The organism is Amycolatopsis sp. NPDC004378 (assembly GCF_053602455.1).
The window spans coordinates 118,701-134,636 of sequence record NZ_JBSGDR010000020.1 but is presented as its reverse complement, the minus strand read 5'-3'; the positions used below and the strand labels follow the sequence as shown (position 1 = coordinate 134,636).

Genomic DNA, 15,936 nt, shown 5'->3' with positions numbered 1-15,936 from the left:
TCAGCCGTCACGGCGAGCCAGGGTGAACGTCGTCGCGCCCAGGGCCAGTGCGACCAGGCCCGCGAACACCGAGGTCCCCGGCCAGGCGGACAACGCCGTGCCGCTGAAGGGCAGCGCCGCGACCGGGACGTCGGTGAGGGTGGCCAACGCCGTCTCCGCGACGAACGTCCACACCGCGAACACGCCGACGGCGAGTCCGGGGTGGCGCAAAAGCCCGCCCAGCGCCACCCCGGCGAGTCCGGAAAGGACGGTCAGCAGCACCACGGCACCGGCCGCCCTGCCCGCCGCCCCCGCGTCGGCGGGCAGGGCACCCCCTCCGGTGCGCACCCCGGCCGCGGTCAGCGCCACCATCAGCAGCCCCCCGAGCAGCCCGAGCCCGGCGGTGACCAGCGAGCGCGCGGCGACGATCCGGGCCGGCGAGCGCAGCACCAGCCGGGTGGTCGCCAGGGTGCCGTGCTGGTGGTCCAGCCCGAACGCGGCGACGCCGATCGCGGCGACCAGCAGCGCCCCGAGCCGGTCGACGAGGCCGAACGCCGAGGTGAACGCGTCGAGCGTGCCCAGGTCGCGCTTGAGCCCCCAGTAGAGGCCCGACGCGAACTGCAGGACGCCCGCGCCGGCCAGCAGCAGCCACGTCGACCGCAGCGAGCGGACGCGGACCCATTCGTAGGCCAGTGCGTGCTTCACGGCAGCTCCCCCCGGTGCCGGACGGCGGCGGCGGTCGCGGCGAGGAAGGCGTCCTCCAGCCCGCTCTGCCGCACGAACAGCTCGCGCACGCCGACGCCCGCGTGCCCGGCGACGGCGGCCACCCGCTCGGTGTCGGCGGTGGCGATCACCAGCTCGTCCTTGCCCTCTTGCCGCACGCGCAGCCCGGCTCGCGCCAGCGCGACCATGAGCACGCTGGGCTGGTCGGCGCGGACCACGACGTCGGCGTGCGCGTGCTGCCGGACGAAGCCGTCGAGCGACCCGGCCGAGACGAGCCGCCCGGCGCCGATGACGATCAGGTCGTCGGCCAGCAGTGACATCTCGGCCAGCAGGTGCGACGACGCGAGGATCGTGCGCCCCTCCCCCGCCAGGCGCCGCAGCAGGTCGCGGATCCACCGCACGCCTTCCGGGTCGAGCCCGGTGGCCGGTTCGTCGAGGATCAGGTACTCCGGGTCGCCGAGCAGGGCCGTGGCCAGCCCGAGCCGTTGCTTCATGCCGAGGCTGAACCGGCCGGCGGGCCGGCGGGCGACGGACTCCAGGCCGACGGTGGCGAGGACCTCCCGCACCCGCCGCACGGGCAGGCCGCCGCCCGCGGCGACCATCCGCAGGTGCGCGGCGGCCGGCCGCGCCGGGTGCACCGCGGCGGCGTCGGTGAGCACGCCCACCGTGCGCAGCGGGCCCGGGACGTCCGGGTAGGCCCGGCCGCCGAACGTCGTGCGGCCGCGGCCGCGGGTCAGGCCGAGCATCAGCCGGATGGTCGTCGACTTGCCCGCGCCGTTGGGGCCCAGGAAGCCGGTCACGACGCCGGGCCGCACGGTGAACGACAGGTCCTCGACGCCGGCCCCGCCGGGGTAGGCCTTCGCGAGCCCTTCCGCGACGATCACCGGCGCACCGCCAGGTACGCGTCACGGCGGCCGACCACGAACCACAGCAGGCTGCCCAGGAACGGCGCGCAGAACGCGAAGATCACCCAGACGAGCTTCATGCCGCCGGTCAGCCGCGAGCCGAGGATGCTGACCAGCGCGGCCAGGAACAACCCGGCGAAGGCGAGCATGACGGCGGCGGTCAGGCCGAGCAGGAGCCACGACCAGGTCTCTTCGTGGCCTTGGATCAGGGCGGCCGGGTGCATCGGTGTTCTCCTCACGGCAGGGCGATCTCTTGCTGCCAAGATCGCCCACCGCCCCGGGCGCGCACATCCGATCATCGGGGACTCCGGGATAGGCGGAAAGTACTAGGCCGCCCGCCGGGTTGTACGGCTCTTGTACGGCCGCCACCGACGATCGCCGGACGAACTCGTTCTGGAGGACCCGTGAGAACCACACTCAAGGCGGCGATCGCCCCGGCCGGCGCCGCGGTGTTCTTCACCAGCACCACCAGCGCCGGGCACATCATGCTCGCCCTCGGCGGCGGGGTCGCGATCAGCACGGGCCCGTCGGTGTACCAGACGAGCACGTACGCACAGCGTTCCGACTACCTCGGCTGGGCCTACGTCCCGTCGAGCTGGTAGCCCGCCGGTCGTTCGCCGGGAAGGCGTTGCCCATCCACCCAGCCCGGTTCCAGCGTGAACCGGCATCATCGGACTCCTGGGGGGTCTCATGTCAGTGCGCCACCGATTGACCCAAGCCGCCGTCGCGGCGGGTGTCCTCGCGGGCCTGGTCGCCGCACCGACCGCGGCGTCGGCCGCGGCCGGGCCGACCACCCTGCCCACGAGCGAGTACACCCTGAGCGCCACCTACAACCAATTCGACACGGTCGACAACGCTCTCGTTTCGGCTCTGGGCACCGCGGCCGTCCACACCGTCATGGACAACGCGAACCACGACCGCACCGCGCTGCCGTCGTCGTTCGGCGTCGCCGGGTTGTCGACCGGGTTCCGGTTCGACAGCGGCGACAACTCCGACTGCGCGAACTACCCGCAGGGCATCACCACCAGCCGCGACGCGGTCGGGACCGCCAACAGCGGCAACTACGACGGGCACCAGCTCGTCGTGGTCAGCTGGTACACCAAGGACGGCTGCGGCGGCGCCCAGGCCCGCAGCCGGATCACCCTGGTCGACTGGGACGCCACCTACCCCAACAAGTACCGGAAGGTCCTGCTCGTCGAGCCGACCGGCACGGCGGCGGCCCCGGACTTCAAGGACATCCCGATCCACGCCGGCGGCGTCTCCTGGTACGGCGACTACCTGTACGTCGCCGACACCGGGAAGGGCATGCGCGTGTTCGACATGCGCAAGATCCTCAAGACCGACAGCGGCGGCACGGCCGACCAGATCGGGCACCAGAGCGGCAGCACGTACTACGCCCACAACTACGCCTACGTCCTGCCGCAGGTGGGCACGATCACGTCGAAGACCACCTCCGGCACGAACCTCGCGTGGTCGTCGATCTCCCTCGACCGGGTGAGCAAGTCGATCGTCATGACGGAGTACACCTGCTCCTCCGGCTGCACGGACTACCCGAACCGCGCGCCGCGGGCGATCCGCTACCCGTTCGCGTCGTCCGGCACGTTCGCCGCGACGACGACGGCGAGCCAGGCCCTGCAGCTGCCCTGGTACAAGCTGAACGGCGTGGCGTCCCACAACGGGCGCTGGTGGTTCAATTCGTCCGGCTCGAAGCAGCTCTACTACTGGACGCCGACCGCCGGCCCGTCCACGTTCGCTTGGGTGGGCAGCGGCGAGAGCCTGTCCTACTGGGAGGACGACACCGCCGCCGACCTGCTGTGGTCGCTGCAGGAAGGCGCGGGCAGCCGCAACGTCTTCGCGGTCACCCAGGCGACCTACGGCGGTGGCTGAGGTAGCCTGACCGCATCGGACGATTCGGACAGCACGGCAACCCGGAGCGGCGCCACCGCCTCGGGTTGCTGCTCGCTGTCCTGCTGTTCTTCGGCGGGACGGCCGCGGTTCCTTCGTGGACACCGGGTCCCGACGGCCCGGTCGTGGCCGCCCCGCAGACGCACGACCTCGTCACGGGCCGGCAGGCCGCACCGCGCGCGCCGTCGACCGCCCCGGTCCCCTGGGCGCTGACCCCGGCCTCGCCGCTCACCTCCACGACCTCGTGGCGGACGCGGGTCGAGCGCACCGGCGAGGCACCTCCGGACGTCGCGCCGTCGACGTCGCGCTCCACCCGCGCACCGCCCTCCTTCGCGAGCTGAGACCGTTCGCGGCGCCGTTGCCCGGCGTCGTGCTCACTGCTGCGCGAAGGACCGGGAAGTGCCTGTTGTCGTATTGCTCTTGCTGCTGGCCACCGTCGTGGTGGCCGTCGGGTTGCTGGTGAAGATGGTCCGGGACGACGAGCCGCTGTTCGGCGGGCTCGGCATCTGCGTGCTCGTCGGGCCCGGCGCCGTGCTGGCGTTCCTGCACGTCGGCCTGGCCGGCTGACTCCCTTGTGCCACAACGGCTTCGGGGCGTACGGGTGCGTTGCGAGCCCCGTACGCCCCGGTGCCGGAGAGCCGCGGTCCGGGGGTTCCCCGACGCGCCGGTGATCCGGCGGGTCTGCGGGCCCGGCCACGTCCGGTAGCCTGTGTTCACGAAGTGAACAGCCGTTCCAGACTCCCGGCGGAGGCCACCGTGACCAAACCGACGCGGTCCCCGGACGCCCGCGCCGACCAGGCCGACATCCAGGCGGTGAGCCGGGTCAGCCAGATCCTGTCGCTGTTCGACCCGGCCACGCCGGAGGTGACGGCGGCCGAGGTCGCCGAGCGGCTCGGGCTCAACCGCACCACCGCGTACCGGTACTGCACGTCCCTGGTCGCGGCCGGGCTCCTCGAACGCAGCGCGGACGGCGGGTACGTGCCCGGCGGGCTGCTGCTGCAGCTCGGCGCGTTCGCCATCGGCCACCGCCGCGTCGTCAACCTCGCGCCGCGGCACATGCAGGCGCTCTCGCGCGCCACGCAGACCAGCGTCGTGCTCAGCCTGTGGGGGCTCACCGGCCCGGTGGTGTCGCGGGTCGAGGAAAACCCCTCGACGATCGTCATCGTGTCCGTGCGGGTCGGCAGCCACCTGCCGCTGGACACCGCGCAGAGCAAGGTCTTCCTCGCCTACCACGCCGACCAGCTGTCGATGGAACGCCTGATCGGCACCCTGTCCGGCACCGCGCGCGACGAGCTGCGCGCGGACGTCGACCGGGTCCGCGCGCTCGGTCACTGCTCGGCGATGAGCACGCCCGGCATCGTCGCGGTCGCCGCGCCGGTCTTCGACGAGTACGGCATCTGCGCGTCGATGGCGATCGTGGGCCCGGACAACACGTTGTCGATGGGCGACGACTCGCCCGAGGTGCGGGTCGTGGTCGACACCGCACGCGAGCTCACCCACGAGCTGGGCGGGCACTACCGGCCCGACGACGTCCAGCGCGCGGTGTAGGGCAGCCACGCCGGCGACGGCGGCGGTGGGACGTCGGCGTACTCGCGCGCGCCGGCCAGCGCACTGCCGACGAAGTCTTCGCCGACCCCGGAAACGCCGTCGACCAGTTCGCGCAGGACCGCCGGGCCGCCGAGCCACAACGCCGTGACGACTTCGACGGCCCGCGCGCCGGAGGCGAGGAACCGCAGGACGTCGTGCACCGTGCGGGCGCCGTTGGTGCCGATCAGGGGCACGTCGAGCTGCCGGAAAGCCTTGCTCACCCAGTAAAGGCTCATCGGGAGGCAGCCCGGTGAGCTCCACGCGCCCCACGAGCCGAGCACGGCGCCGCCGTCGAGGTCGGGTAGGAAGCCCGGGTAGCGGCCGACCAGCCCGACCGCGTCCGCCCCCGCCGAGCGGGCCGCCCGGGCCAGCGCGACGACGTCCGACGCCTGGCCCGGCAGCTTCACGAAGAGGGGGACGTCAACGGCCTCCCGCACCGCTCGGACCGCGTCGCGCACACCGTCCACTTCGGTCAGTTGCCGCACCGCACGTGCCTCACGGCCGTGGGGCGCCCCGATGTTCAGCTCGACCGCCGGGACGACCGACGCCAGCGCCCGCCCGATCCGCGCCGCCGCGGCCGGGTCGCCGAGGGTGATGCTGCCGAGCACCGGGCAGCCCCGGTCGCGGCCGTGCGCGACCCCGGCGGCCAGCACGGAAAGCCAGTCGTCGAGGTCCACGGCCGCGAGCCCGGAGCGGTTGAGCAGGCCGTCGCCCGGCGCACCCGAGCCCGGCGGCCGCACCCGGCCGTCGGCCGCGACGAACGCGTAGTCCGCGATGTCGAGCTGACGCCGGGCCGCGGCGCTCTCGTTGACCGACTTCGCCACCACGGCCCCGGCCCCCGCGTCGACGCACGCGACGATCCCTTCCAGGGTCATGGTCAGCTCGGACGAGCCGACCCACACCGGGTTCGCGGCCGCCAGCCCGCCGACGTCCATTCAGGACAGCGCCGGGATCGTGCTGTCGTCGGCCATGTCGACGTCCTTCGTCTCCGGGCCGAGGTACCCGCCGAGGCTGATCAGCAGGCCGGCCAGGACGATCAGGACGGCCGGCGCCAGGTGCGCGGGCAGGACGCCGTCGAAGCGCTGCAGGTAGAACTGGTAGAACGCGGGCGCGATCAGCGCGAGGCTGTAGCCGACGCCGTACCCGGTCGACCGGATGCTCGCCGGGAACCGCTCGGTGAGGTACGCGGCGATCGGGCCGAAGGTGCCGACGGTGAACACGCCGATCAGCACGCCGAAGCCGAGTGCCGCGCCGAAACCGCCGTTCGAAGCCATCAGCAGCGTGTACGAGCCCGCGCCGATCACGACCATCGAGAAGCCGTAGCCGATGTAGAACCGGCGGCGCCCGATCCGCTGCGACAGCACCCCGAACACCGGGTAGGACAGCGCGGCGGCCGCGTTGATCACGAGCATGGTCAGCGTGACCTCTTTGCTCGAGAGGTCCAGGTGGGCCTTGAGCTGCGCCGGTGTCACGGCGGCTTCCATGTTGGTCGCGAGCCACGTGCCGGTCATCAGGACGAACACCTGGCCGAGCGCCCGAGGGTACTTCTTCAGCAGGCGGAGGAACGGCAGCTTGTGCTTCTCCCCGGTCAGCTCGGCCGGGGGCTCGTGGACCTGCTTGAGGTAGTAGCGGAACAGCACCGCGGCCAGCAGCGCGCCGACGAAGAACGGGATCCGCCAGCCCCACTGGACGTACGCGCTGTGCAGGCCGGCCGAAGGCAGCAGCTGCAGCATCAGCAGGGTGATCGCGGCGATCACCGCGTACGCGGCGGGCGAGGTCGACGTGATGATCGAGGCGTACAGACCGCGTTTGTGCTTCGGGCTCCACTCCATCGCTAGTGGCACCGCGGTCGTGTACTCGCCGCCGAGGAAGATCCCGTCGACGAACCGCAGGGCGATGAGGATGCCGACCGACCACGTCCCGATCGTCTCGTGCCCGGGCAGGCACGCGGTCAGCAGCGTGATGACCCCGAAGCCGCCGACCGCGACCAGCGTCGTGCGCTTGCGCCCGACGGTGTCGGCGAAGTGGCCGAAGACGATCGCGCCGAGCGGGCGGCCGATCAGCGTGGAGGCGAACACCAGGGACGCCAGCACCGCGGTCGTGCTCGCGCTGAGGTTCGCCGCCTGGAAGTACACCGTCGCCGGCGCCAGCACGACGATCGGCAGGTAGATGTCGAACTGGTCGACGAAGTAGGCGAGGGTCCCCCCGCGGACCGCGGCCCGGACCTTGGCCATGTCCGGGCCGTGCGGGGTGCCGGGACGAGCGGACGCCTCTGCGGCGCTGGGCGGTGTGGACATCGGCGTCCTCCGGAGTTGGCTCAGCCTCTTCGAACTGAATGTTCACCAAGTGAACAGACGCCACTCTAAATAGGGCTACCCGGATGCACAAGAGCGGTCACAGGGTTGACACGCGGTCCTATAGTGAACTTTGACTTCATAATGTGAACGGAAAGGCTGCTCATGAGCCCGCGCCCCGCGATCGCCACCGTCCTGGACGGCTTGGCCGACATGCACGTCCACTCCGGCCCGAGCCCGTTCCCCCGGCGCTTCGACCACGTCGAAGCCGCGCAGGACGGCGCCCGCATCGGGATGCGCGCCATGGTCGCGAAGTCCCACCACCACAACACCCAGATGGACATCCTCGCGATGAAGGGCCGTCTCGCGGACGTCAAGGCGCAGGCCTTCGGCGGCATCGCGCTGAACAGCACGGTCGGCGGGCTGAACGTGCACGCCGTGCGCATGTGCCTGCGCATGGGCGGCAAGGTCGTCTGGTTCCCGACCATCTCCTCCGGCCGGCACATCGACTGCCACCCCGAGGACGGCGCGTTCCCGACCACCACCGTGCCCCTGACCCTGGAGCGCATCGACATCGTCGACGAGAACGGGAACCTCAAGCCCGAGGTCGGCGAGATCCTCGACGAGATCAAGGAGCAGGGGGCCGTCGTCAACGGCGGGCACATGTACCCCGAGTACATCCGCACGCTGTTCCAGGCGGCCAAGGAGCGCGGCATCACGCGGATGGCCGTCAGCCACCCGGACTTCGTCATCGGCGCCGACCCGGCGCTGTGCCGCGAACTGATCGAGCTCGGCGCGTTCGTCGAGCACGAGGTCGGCATGTACGACCCCGAAGGCACGCAGAAGTGGGACCCGAAGCAGCTGCTGACCTGGATCGAGACCCTCGGGCCGGAGCACACCGTGCTGGCGTCTGACTTCGGTCAGAAGGCCAACCCCAAGCCGGTCGACGCGTGGCTGCGCGTCGGCGAAGCGCTGCTCGACCTCGGCCTGCCGGAGAAGGACCTGCGGCGGATGGTCCGCGACAACCCCGGCTACCTGCTGAACCTCGACGACTGAAAGGACGCCTCCCCGTGTACGAAAAGGACGACCCCCGCTCGTCGCTGGCCACCGCGGCGCGCCCCGACAGCGGCGACGGCATCGCCGCCGCCCAGTACCTGGACCTGCGCGAAAACCCGGTGGTCCGGGCGCAGAACGTCATCCTGATCCACACCGACGCCCGCGACGGCGACGACCTCGACGACGGCACCCTCGACGGCGAGCTGGCGATCATCGTCACCGACGCCTCCCCCGCCTTCACCGTGCTGACCGGCGACGGGGCGACCAAAGTGGACTCGCCGGGGCTCGTCGTCGTCCCGCCCGGCGCTTCGCGGATCAGCGTCCACGGCGACGGCCCGCTCGTGCGGCTCGTCGAGGCGACCGAAGCCGCGTGGCGGGACAAGGTGACGAACGCGGACGCCTACGCGCAGGACCACCCGCGCGTCGCGCTGCTGCAACGCTGGCCCGCGCCCGCCGAAGAACGTGTCCGGTGCTACCCGCTCGCCGACGTCCCGCAGGACCCGAAGCGGTTCGGGCGAATCTTCCGGACCCGGTCGTTCATGGTGAACTTCCTGCCCCTGCAGGACGGTCCGCGCGACCCGCGCAAGCTCTCGCCGCACCACCACGACGACTTCGAACAGCTTTCCCTTGCCGTGCGGGGAGAGTACGTCCACCACATCCGCACGCCGTGGCTGCCCGACAGCACCACCTGGCGCGAGGACGAGCACGTCCGGATCGGCAGCCCGTCGGTGACGGTCATCCCGCCGCCGACCGTGCACACGTCCGCGGCGAGCGATCCCGGCGTGAACCAGCTGATCGACATCTTCAGCCCGCCGCGGGTGGACTTCTCGGAGAAGCCCGGCTGGGTCCTGAACGCCGGCGACTACCCGATGCCGCCTTCCGGGGGCCCCGGGTGGCAGGGCCCCCGGCCCGGGGCGGAGCCACCGGTGGCACAGCCGTGAGCGGGCGGACCGGAGGCGGGCTGTTCACCCGCGAAGCCACGCCCGTGGGCACCTGGCTGAAGATCGCCTCGACCGAGCCCGCCGAGATCATGGCCTTCGCCGGGTTCGACTTCGTCGTCGTCGACCTCGAGCACGCGCCCCTCGACCTGGTGACGGCGTACCGGCTGATCACCACCGCCGCCGCGCTCGGCATGACGCCGATCGTGCGGGTGCCCGACAAGACGCCGTCGACGATCCAGAAGATCCTCGACGCCGGGGCCATGGGCATCCTCGTACCGCACGTCGACACCGTCGAGGAGGCGGCCGCGGTCGGGCGGGCGTGCCGGTTCCCGCCGCACGGCGTCCGCGGCGCCGGCGGCACCAGCCGCGCGGGTGCCTGGGGCCTGCGCCCGAACGCCGCCTACCTGGCGACGGGCAACGACGACGTCCTCTGCATCCCGCAGCTGGAAAGCGTCGAGGCGATCAAGGCGGCACCGGAGATGCTGGCCCTGGACACCGTGGACGCGGTGTTCGTCGGGGCGGCGGACCTGTCGATGTCGATGGGCAGCACGCCGGCGTCGCCCGAGGTGCTCGACCTGATCGCGTCGGCCGTGGCCGCGGCGCACGACGCCGGGAAGCGCTGCGGGCTCGCGTTCGGCGGCGTGCCGGACCGGGCTGCCCAGGCCGTGCGGGACGGCTGCGACTTCGTCCTGCTCAGCAACGACACGACGATGCTGGCCGAAGCCGCGCGCGGCCTGGTTCGGGCGTTCCGGGACGCGACGGCATGACGCTTTCCCTGCCCCGCACCGCGTTGTCGATCGGCGAGCTGGACCAGCTCGACCACGACCGCGCGGTGCGGTTCGTGCGCTCACTGGAGGAGTTCGGCCACCGCATGGTCTGGATCCCCGAGGTCAACGGCAGAGAGGCGTTCACCACCGCCGCGCTGGTCCTGGCGGCCACGGACCGGATCATCGTCGGGAACGGCGTCGCGCGGGCCCTCGAGCGTGTGCCGAAGTCGGCGGGGTCGGCGGCGCGGGACCTGGCCGCCGGCTACCCCGGCCGGTACGTGCTGGGGCTCGGGGTCAGCGGCGCGGTCCGCGAACGCGGGGTCGGGCCGCTGCCGTTCCTGCGCGACTACCTCGACGGCGTGGACAAGGTGGCACCCGGGGTGCCGCGGGTGCTCGGCGCGTACTCGGCCGGGATCACGAAGCTGGCGGCCGAGCGCGCCGACGGGCTGATCACGTTCCTCGTCACGCCGGAGCACACGCGCTGGGCCCGCGAAACGATCGGGGACCTGGTCCTCTCGGTCGTCCAGTGGGCGGTCGTGGGCCGGGACCGGGCGTCGGCACGCGACGTGGCCCGGGAGCGGCTCGCCTACTACCTGACCCTCCCCCACCAGATCGCGAAGCTGAAGCGGCTCGGGTTCACCGACGCCGACCTCGCGCCGCCGGGGTCCGACCGCCTGCTCGACGCACTCGTCGCGTGCGGCACGCCTTCGCAAGTCCGCGAAGCCGTGCAAGCGCAGTACGACGCCGGCGCCACGCAGGTGGCGTTGACGCTGGTCGGCCCGCTCGACGACGCGAAGCTCGACGCCTACCGGGCGCTCGCACCACAGGAGGATTGATGCGCACGGCCGAGAAAGTCATCATCACCACCGCCATCACGGGCTCGGTGAACATCCCGTCCCAGAGCCCGTACCTGCCGCTGTCCGCCGACGAAGTCGCCGACGCGGCGTTGGAGGCCATCGCAGCCGGGTCGGCCATCGTCCACCTCCACGCCCGCGAACCGGACGGGCGGCCGACACCCGACCCGGAGGTGTTCGAGAAGATCGTCGGGCGGATCACCGCCGAGGCCGACGCCGTCATCAACATCACCACCGGCGGCGCGTCGTCGATGACGATGGACGAACGGCTCGCCGCGGCGTACCGGCTGCGGCCCGAGCTCGCCTCGCTGAACATGGGCTCGATGAACTTCGTCTACTCCGGCATCGCGGACAAGGTGACGGAGTGGCGGCACGACTGGGAAAAGCCGTACGTGCTCAACACCTACTCGAAGCCGTTCGTGAACACCTTCGACAAGATCGAGCACACGCTGCGGACGCTCGGTGAGGCCGGGACGCGGTTCGAATACGAGTGCTACGACATCGGGCACCTGTACTCCCTGGCGTACTTCGCCGAGCTCGGGCTGGCGAAACCGCCGTTGCTGATCCAGGGCGTGTTCGGCGTCCTGGGCGGGATCGGCGCCGACCACGCGAACCTGGAGCACATGGTGCGGATCGCGGACAAGCTGTTCGGTGACGACTACGCGTTCTCGGCGTTCGCCGCCGGCCGCGACCAGATGAGCTTCGGCACGCACAGCGCGTGGCTCGGCGGGCACGTCCGGGTGGGCCTCGAGGACAGCCTGTGGCTCGGGAAGGGCCGTCTGGCGGAGACGAACGCGCAGCAGGTCCGGAAGATCCGGGCCGTGGTGGAGGATCTGGGCAAGCCGATCGCGACCCCGGCCGAGGCCCGGGCGATGCTGGGCCTGCGGGGAGGAAAGGCATGAGTCTGCTGACCGGCAAGGTGGTCCTGGTCGTCGGGGCCAGTTCGGGGATCGGGGCCGACGCGGCGCGGGTGTTCGCCGCGGACGGCGCGTCGGTGATGCTGGTGGCCCGGCACGAAGAGCCCTTGGCGAAGCTGGCCGCCGAGCTGTCCGGCCACGACGTCGCCTACACGACCGGCGACGTCGCCTCGGCGTCCGATGTGGACGCGTTCGTGGCGGCGACGGTCGCCCGCTTCGGCCGCCTGGACGGCGCGTTCAACAACGCGGCGATGGGTGGCAGCGGCCGGCTCGACTCGGTGTCCGAAGCGGACTTCGACCGGATCATGGCGGTGAACGTGAAGGGCACGTGGCTGTGCCTGCGCGCCGAGGTCCGCGCGATGACGGGCCCCGGGTCGATCGTGAACGTGAGCAGCATCGGCGGCGTGCGCGGCAGTTCGGGAATGGGCGCGTACCAGGCGACGAAGCACGCGGTGATCGGCTTGACGCGTACCGCCGCCCACGACTTCGGCCCGCAGGGGATCCGGGTGAACGTGATCGCCCCGGGCCCGACGGAGACACCGATGCTGGACGAGCTGCGCCGCACCATCCCGGGCGGCGTGGAAGCCCGGATCGCGGCAACGCCGTTGCGCAAAGCGGGCACGGGCGAGGAAGTCGGCTCGGCGGCGGCGTTCCTGCTGAGCGACCGGGCCGGCCACCTGACCGGAGTGGTCCTCCCCGTGGACGGCGGCTTCACCGCGTGACTCGAGCGGGATCACGCCAGGTCGGGGATCAGCTCCCCGATCAGGCGGATGCTCTTCAGCACCTTTTCGTGCGGGATGCCGCCGATCTGCTGGAGGCACATCATCCGGTCGATGCCCAGGTTCGCGTACGCGCGCAGCTTCTTGCGGCACGTCTCCGGGCTGCCCACGATCAGGGAGTCCTGCGCGCTCAGCACCTCGAACACCTCGTCGTCCGCGACCTGCTCGCCCTGCAGGACGCGGGCGATGAGGAGGTTCGCCTCCGACGGTGTGTTCGAGGCCTCGCCGCGCAGGAAGTCGCCCGTGAGGCCCGGCGCCCGCTTCAGCTCCTCGTTGCGGGCGTTGACGCGGACGAACTCCGTCGCCGCTTCGAAGAACGTCAGGGCCGTCACCGTGTACCAGGCCGCGGCCGCTGCGGCGCCGTTGCGCATCGCTTCCTCGTCGGTGTCCGCGCAGTGGACGAACGTGAAGAACCCCACCTGGTTGTTCACGAACGCCCCGACCGGTGACGTGCACTGCCCGGCCGCGGCCCGGTACAGCTCGACCAGCCGCCCGGCGCGCTCCAGCGACTCCCACATCGTCGTGCCCAGCACGCCGACCCCGCGGCGGCCGGCCTCTTCGAACGACGCCGGGCTCGCGGCCGCCTGCCACAGCGGCGGGTGCGGCTTCTGCAGCGGCTTCGGCCCGATCGGGACGCCGTCGACGCGGTAGGCGTCGCTCTCGTAGGAGAACGCCTCGGCCGTCCACATCTTCGGCACCATTTCGAACGCCTGCTGCGTCTGGGCCCTGGCCTCGTCGGGCTGGATGCCGAACAGCCGCCACTCGGGGATGGTCGACCGCGTCAGGCCCAGCTCCACCCGGCCACCACTGAGGTGGTCGAGCGTCGCGGCCCGCTCGGCGACGCGGATCGGGTGGTTGAACCGCCCCGGCGCGAGCACCGCGGCGTGCCCGAGCCGGATCCGGCTGGTCCGCTGGGAAAGCGCGGCCAGCATCAGCTCGGGCGCGGACGACAGGCTGAACTCCCCCGCGCCGTGGTGCTCGACCTGCCACCAGCACCCGTAGCCGAGCTCGTCGGCGAGGACGGCCTGTTCGATCGCCTGCCGGAACCGGACCTGCTCGTGCCCTTCGGGCCAGGGCCGCGGGTTCTGGATCTCGTTAAACAGGTCGACCTTCATCCACGGCCTCCGCTTCGTCGGGGTAACCGTGAAGTCAGTCCCCGAGAGCTACCGCGCCGTTACCGATGGTCGCCCGGAAGGAGCAGTCGTAGAGTGACGCGCAGGGGCGCGCGAGAGGCGGTGACCATGGCCGTCGAGCCGGGTGGGCCGCGGCGGGCCGAGGTGCTGGCCGCGCTGTCGCTCGCCATCGATCTCGGACTCGGGCAGCCGATGGAGCACATGCTGCGCTCCGCGGTGATCGCGACGCGGCTCGCCGGGCGGCTCGGCCTCGACGAACGGCAGCGCGGGACGACCTACTACGCCACCCTCGTCGCCTGGATCGGCTGCCACGCCGACTCCCACGAGCTGGCCGCGTGGTTCGGGGACGACCTCGCGTTCCGCGCCGCCACCTACCGCGTCGACTGGACCGGCCTGCCCTTCCTGCGCCTGCTCGCCTCGCACGCCGGGCGTGACCGGGGGCCCGTCGCCCGTGGGGTGGTGGCCGCCGCGTTCCTCGCCAGGGCCCGTGGCCGCATGGCCGAGCTGATCCACTCCCACTGCGCCTCGGCCGGGCAGCTCGCCCACCGGCTGGGGCTGGACGCGGCCGTCGGCACCGCGCTCGCCGGCACCTTCGAACGCTGGGACGGCAGCGGCCTGCCCGCCGGAGTCCGCGGCGACCGGCTGCCGATCGAGGTGCGCGTGGTGCACCTCGCCGAAGTCGCCGAGGTGTACCTGCGGCGCGGCGGGAGCGGCGCCGCCGTCGCGATGGCCGAAGCCCGCAGTGGCAGCCGGTTCGACCCCGCCGTCGTGGCCGCTTTCGCCGGTGCCGCACCGGAAATCCTCGACGGCCTGCTCGAGGCCGACGTCTGGACGGCCGCCCTCGAGCAGGCCCCCGACCGCGACCGGACGCTCACCGGGTCCGAACTGGACGACCTGCTCACCGCGATCGGCGACTTCGCCGACCTCAAGTGCCCGTTCGCCCTCGGGCACTCGCGCGGGGTCGCGGACCTCGCCGCCGAGGCAGCGCGTCACGCCGGGCTGCCCGAGCCGGACGTCCGGCTCGTCCGGCGGGCCGGGCTGGTGCACGACCTCGGCCGGATGGGCGTGCCCAACACCATCTGGGAAAAGCCCGGCCCGCTGTCCGAAGCCGAATGGGAACGCGTGCGCCTGCACCCCTACCTGACCGGCCGGATCCTGCGCCGGGTAAGCGGTCTGGAGCAGGTCGCCGTCGTCGCGGCGGCGCACCACGAGCGGCTCGACGGCTCCGGCTACCCGCTCGGCGCGGCAGGCGCGGCGCTGGCCCCGCACGCCCGGCTGCTCGCCGCCGCCGACGTCTACCACGCGCTGCGCGAACCACGGCCGCACCGCCCGGCCCGCGACGCCGTCGACGCCGCCGAGATCCTCCGGCAGCAGGCGCGGGAGTCCCGGTTGGACGCCGAGGCCGTCGACGCCGTCCTGCTCGCCGCCGGGCACGCGCGCCGCCGCACCGCCTACCCCGCCGGGCTGACCGGCCGCGAGGTCGAGGTCCTGCGCCTGCTGGCGGGCGGCGGTTCGAACCGGGAGATCGCGCGGTCGCTGTCGATCAGCGAGAAGACCGTCCGCAACCACGTCGAGCACATCTACGCCAAGGCCGGGGTGTCCAACCGGACCGGTGCCGGGCTGTTCGCCCTCGAGCACGGCATCACCGGCCTGCCCGGAAGATGAGGCATCCGCCCCATGCGCGGGCGGCCGGGCCGGGCGAGGCTGACTCCGGCCGAAAGGAGCCCGCCATGCCCACCCGCGCCGTCGTCAGCCTCACCACCGGACTCGAAGACCCGGAAAAGGTCACCGTCGCGTTCCTCGTCGCGGTCGGTGCCGCCGAACAGCACCGCGCGACCCTGATGTTCCTCACCAAGGAGGCCGTCCGGCTCGCGCTCGACGGCTTCGCCCAGGCCACGGCGTGCGAAGGCTGCCCGCCCCTGGCCGAACTGGTCAAGCGCTACGAAGCCGCGGGCGGGCGCTTCCTCGTCTGCCCGATCTGCTTCACCGCCCGCCACCTCGCCGACGACGGCCTGGTCGCGAACGCCTCCCTCGGCGGCACGGTGCCGATGTGGGAGTGGATCGGCGACGAGCCCGTCACGACGTTCAGCTACTGA

Annotated in this window: 19 protein-coding genes; 13 read left to right on the top strand and 6 right to left on the bottom strand. The window is 72.3% G+C overall.

Features of this window, described 5'->3' with window-relative positions:
- From ACWEN0_RS39530 to ACWEN0_RS39520, 3 genes are read right to left on the bottom strand one after another with little or no spacing between them, the layout of a single operon-like run.
- Positions 1–684: a hypothetical protein gene (locus tag ACWEN0_RS39530; RefSeq protein WP_451985291.1), complete on the bottom strand. Its 684-nt coding sequence runs from the start codon at positions 682–684 to the stop codon at positions 1–3.
- Positions 681–1,586, bottom strand: a complete 906-nt coding sequence (locus ACWEN0_RS39525) for an ABC transporter ATP-binding protein (RefSeq protein WP_451985289.1) — start codon at positions 1,584–1,586, stop codon at positions 681–683. Before ACWEN0_RS39525 ends, ACWEN0_RS39530 begins: the two co-directional genes overlap by 4 nt.
- On the bottom strand, positions 1,583–1,831 hold the full coding sequence (locus tag ACWEN0_RS39520) for a PLD nuclease N-terminal domain-containing protein (RefSeq protein ID WP_451985287.1): 249 nt from the start codon (positions 1,829–1,831) through the stop codon (positions 1,583–1,585). The genes ACWEN0_RS39525 and ACWEN0_RS39520 overlap by 4 nt, the downstream gene beginning before the upstream one ends.
- A 180-nt stretch (positions 1,832–2,011) precedes the next feature.
- Here ACWEN0_RS39520 and ACWEN0_RS39515 point away from each other — a divergent pair, with 180 nt between their 5' ends.
- From ACWEN0_RS39515 to ACWEN0_RS39495, 5 genes are all read left to right on the top strand, one after another.
- Positions 2,012–2,209, top strand: a complete 198-nt coding sequence (locus ACWEN0_RS39515; RefSeq protein WP_451985285.1) for a hypothetical protein — start codon at positions 2,012–2,014, stop codon at positions 2,207–2,209.
- An 88-nt stretch (positions 2,210–2,297) separates the two neighbouring features.
- Positions 2,298–3,494 carry a hypothetical protein gene (locus ACWEN0_RS39510; protein WP_451985283.1) on the top strand — a complete coding sequence of 399 codons (1,197 nt, stop codon included), beginning with the start codon at positions 2,298–2,300 and terminating at the stop codon, positions 3,492–3,494.
- Between the two features lie 65 nt (positions 3,495–3,559).
- On the top strand, positions 3,560–3,853 hold the full coding sequence (locus ACWEN0_RS39505; RefSeq protein WP_451985281.1) for a hypothetical protein: 294 nt from the start codon (positions 3,560–3,562) through the stop codon (positions 3,851–3,853).
- 58 nt (positions 3,854–3,911) lie between these two features.
- A complete protein-coding gene (locus ACWEN0_RS39500) occupies positions 3,912–4,079 on the top strand; it encodes a hypothetical protein (RefSeq protein ID WP_451985279.1) in 168 nt (55 codons plus the stop codon).
- 189 nt (positions 4,080–4,268) lie between these two features.
- A complete protein-coding gene (locus ACWEN0_RS39495) occupies positions 4,269–5,060 on the top strand; it encodes an IclR family transcriptional regulator (RefSeq protein ID WP_451985277.1) in 792 nt (263 codons plus the stop codon).
- Here the strand turns inward: ACWEN0_RS39495 and ACWEN0_RS39490 are convergent.
- Together ACWEN0_RS39490 and ACWEN0_RS39485 are read right to left on the bottom strand one after the other, a co-directional pair.
- A complete protein-coding gene (locus tag ACWEN0_RS39490; RefSeq protein ID WP_451985275.1) occupies positions 5,027–6,034 on the bottom strand; it encodes a hypothetical protein in 1,008 nt (335 codons plus the stop codon). The genes ACWEN0_RS39495 and ACWEN0_RS39490 overlap by 34 nt on opposite strands.
- Complete coding sequence (locus ACWEN0_RS39485) at positions 6,035–7,396, bottom strand: MFS transporter (protein WP_451985273.1); 1,362 nt, start codon at positions 7,394–7,396, stop codon at positions 6,035–6,037.
- Between the two features lie 162 nt (positions 7,397–7,558).
- Between ACWEN0_RS39485 and ACWEN0_RS39480 the strand changes: the two genes are divergently transcribed.
- The 6 genes from ACWEN0_RS39480 to ACWEN0_RS39455 are packed head-to-tail and all read left to right on the top strand — an operon-like array spanning position 7,559 to position 12,650.
- Complete coding sequence (locus tag ACWEN0_RS39480) at positions 7,559–8,449, top strand: DUF6282 family protein (RefSeq protein WP_451985271.1); 891 nt, start codon at positions 7,559–7,561, stop codon at positions 8,447–8,449.
- Between the two features lie 14 nt (positions 8,450–8,463).
- A complete protein-coding gene (locus ACWEN0_RS39475) occupies positions 8,464–9,390 on the top strand; it encodes a hypothetical protein (RefSeq protein WP_451985269.1) in 927 nt (308 codons plus the stop codon).
- On the top strand, positions 9,387–10,157 hold the full coding sequence (locus ACWEN0_RS39470) for an HpcH/HpaI aldolase family protein (RefSeq protein ID WP_451985267.1): 771 nt from the start codon (positions 9,387–9,389) through the stop codon (positions 10,155–10,157). The genes ACWEN0_RS39475 and ACWEN0_RS39470 overlap by 4 nt, the downstream gene beginning before the upstream one ends.
- Positions 10,154–10,993 carry an LLM class flavin-dependent oxidoreductase gene (locus tag ACWEN0_RS39465; RefSeq protein WP_451985265.1) on the top strand — a complete coding sequence of 280 codons (840 nt, stop codon included), beginning with the start codon at positions 10,154–10,156 and terminating at the stop codon, positions 10,991–10,993. Before ACWEN0_RS39470 ends, ACWEN0_RS39465 begins: the two co-directional genes overlap by 4 nt.
- Entirely contained in the window at positions 10,993–11,913 is a 921-nt protein-coding gene (locus ACWEN0_RS39460; protein WP_451985263.1) for a 3-keto-5-aminohexanoate cleavage protein, read from the top strand. The genes ACWEN0_RS39465 and ACWEN0_RS39460 overlap by 1 nt, the downstream gene beginning before the upstream one ends.
- Positions 11,910–12,650: an SDR family NAD(P)-dependent oxidoreductase gene (locus tag ACWEN0_RS39455; protein WP_451985261.1), complete on the top strand. Its 741-nt coding sequence runs from the start codon at positions 11,910–11,912 to the stop codon at positions 12,648–12,650. The genes ACWEN0_RS39460 and ACWEN0_RS39455 overlap by 4 nt, the downstream gene beginning before the upstream one ends.
- Before the next feature lie 11 nt (positions 12,651–12,661).
- Here the strand turns inward: ACWEN0_RS39455 and ACWEN0_RS39450 are convergent, their stop codons facing one another.
- Entirely contained in the window at positions 12,662–13,822 is a 1,161-nt protein-coding gene (locus tag ACWEN0_RS39450) for an LLM class flavin-dependent oxidoreductase (RefSeq protein WP_451985259.1), read from the bottom strand.
- 93 nt (positions 13,823–13,915) lie between these two features.
- On the opposite strand from ACWEN0_RS39450, the gene ACWEN0_RS39445 reads away from it, so the two are divergent.
- A complete protein-coding gene (locus ACWEN0_RS39445) occupies positions 13,916–15,505 on the top strand; it encodes an HD domain-containing phosphohydrolase (RefSeq protein WP_451985257.1) in 1,590 nt (529 codons plus the stop codon).
- Positions 15,506–15,570: 65 nt separating this feature from the next.
- Positions 15,571–15,936 (top strand): DsrE family protein, encoded by a 366-nt coding sequence (locus ACWEN0_RS39440; protein ID WP_451985255.1) that lies wholly within the window; start codon positions 15,571–15,573, stop codon positions 15,934–15,936.